The following is a 2388-nucleotide window of genomic DNA, read 5'->3' as shown; positions in this document are numbered from 1 at the left end:
AATACTCAGTGTTAATCCAATCGAAGCTAAAATAAAGGGAACGATGATTCCCGGATGATGAAAATCTGAATAACTCAAACTGACCAACGCAATTGCTGCCAATATTAATGACATGGTCGCAACCAGACGGAGTCCAAATTTATTGGATAAAAAACCAGCAATAGGCCCGCCAATAGCGGCCGCAACCATAATCGGAACCATAAAAAGACCGGCTTGCAGCGGTGTTAAACGAATGACATATTGCAGCTCCATTGCCAAAGTTAACTCAACCCCTGCCAAAGCGCCTGCAGCAACCATTGCCATAATAATGCCTGCTAAAATAGCAGGGCGTGAAAATAGTGAAAGATCTAGCATCGGTTGAGGAGAATTCAGCTGTTTGCGTACAAATATGGTTAATAAGCCGATAGATAAAACGACCAAAGGCAAGACAATCAACAACGACTGTTTACCGCCTAAGCCTGCTTTTAGTGCATATACAAACGAAATCAAACCGACAATCAGCAATAGCGCTTGACCAAATGCCCAATGTCCAGGGGTTATAGCTTCTTTTCGGGACAATAAGAAATAGCACATTGGTGCGACAACCAGCATGATTGGGACGTTAATCAGGAAAACTGAACCCCACCAGAAATATTCTAACAATCCCCCACCAATGAGCGGTCCAATGGCGGCACCGGCTGATCCGATTGTGCCCCAAATACCCAGCGCAATGGCACGTTCGCGACTGTCTTCGAAGGTTCTGCGAATAATACCCAATACACAGGGCATAATCATGGCACCGCCTAATGCTAATAAAGCACGTGCGGCAATCAGCATAGAAGCCGTTTGGGAAAATGCCGCAAGGACTGAGGCAATTCCAAATATAACCAAGCCAATCAGCAGAATCTTACGATTGCCGACACGATCAGCCAAAGTTCCCATCGGAACTAAAAGTCCAGCCATAAGTAATGGATAAATATCAATAATCCATAAGACTTGGTTACTTGTGGCACTCAGCGATTGGGTTAATGAGGGAACCGCAACATGCAGTACAGTCATATCAATCACAATCGGCAGAAATGCAAGCACGACAGCGAGCAATATCCACCAGCGTTTCGGATCAAGATTGGTAGCTTTCATGATTAAACCTATATTGATGGTTTATTAAATCAATTCTGAAATAAAGATGTAAATGAAAGATTTGTTGTGGGCTAAACTCGTTAACCCACAGCTTTTATTCTCAGTTTTGATGCTTAATGTGCCGCTTTACGTTTCGAGAATTTCTCAACCATGCTCATGACGACAATAAAGAAAATCGGTACAAAAATAACAGCTAGAATTGTTGCGCTGATCATGCCGCCAAAGACGCCTGTACCAATCGCTTTTTGAGTTTCAGAACTAGCGCCACTGGCAATGACTAAAGGAATAACGCCACAGGTAAATGCCAAAGATGTCATTAGGATTGGACGTAAGCGCAATTTAGCGGCTGCAACGGTTGCCTCCACTAAACCCATTCCTTCTTCTCTTAGTGCTTTTGCAAACTCAACAATCAAAATAGCATTCTTTGCAGATAGACCAATAATCGTGATCATGCCGACCTTAAAGAAAATATCATTTGGCATACCACGTAACATTACTGCTAAAAAGGCGCCAATCAACCCTAGAGGGACAACTAGCATCACAGAGAATGGAATTGACCAGCTTTCATAAAGCGCTGCCAAGACAAGGAAAACGACTAACATCGACAACAGTAATAAAAACAAGGTTTGTGATTCCGACTGTTTTTCTTCTAGAGAAATCCCAGTCCACTCATAACCCACACCTTTCGGAAGTTGTTCAATCAAATTTTCCATCTCAGTCATGGCTTGTCCTGAAGATATACCTGCTGCTGGACTGCCAGAAATACTCAATGATGGACGACCGTTGTAACGATTGTATTGTTGTGGGGAATGTTGCCAAATTGGAGTAATTATTTCAGACATTGAAACCAATTTACCGCTTTGACTGTTCACCTTAATCTGAAGAATATCTTCAATACTCATGCGTGATTTGGCATCAAGTTGCACAATGACTTGCTGCATACGGTCATGATTTGGAAAATCATTGATATACATCGAACCCATTGAGGTTGAAATAATATCGGTCACATCACTGAAATTAACACCTAATGCCTGCAATTTATCTCTATCAATTTTAAGCTGTACAGAACTGCCATCTGGCAAACCTTCAGGATAGACCTCCGCCACGATTTTACTTTGTGCTGCTAATGCTAAAAGCTGATCTTGTGCTTCTCTTAAAGCAGGCATGCCAATATTGCCACGATCTAATAATCTCAGTGAAAAACCAGATGAGTTACCCAATTCATCAATTGCTGGTGGTAACACAGACATGGTTTGACCTTCTGAACTT

At 42.1% G+C, this 2388-nt stretch carries 2 protein-coding genes; both read right to left on the bottom strand.

The genetic code is table 11. The features are described from left to right. The coding region (locus FTV42_RS16300; protein ID WP_180039208.1) for an MFS transporter at window positions 1–1119 on the bottom strand (1119 nt) is incomplete at its 3' end. Window positions 1120–1232: 113 nt separating this feature from the next. Continuing rightward, on the bottom strand, window positions 1233–2388 hold a 1156-nt coding region (locus FTV42_RS16295; protein ID WP_180039207.1), incomplete at its 5' end, for an efflux RND transporter permease subunit.

Origin of the sequence: Acinetobacter sp. YH16052 (genome assembly GCF_013417155.1) — a bacterium.
Taxonomy (GTDB): domain Bacteria; phylum Pseudomonadota; class Gammaproteobacteria; order Pseudomonadales; family Moraxellaceae; genus Acinetobacter.
This window is presented reverse-complemented; position numbering and strand designations above follow the sequence as displayed.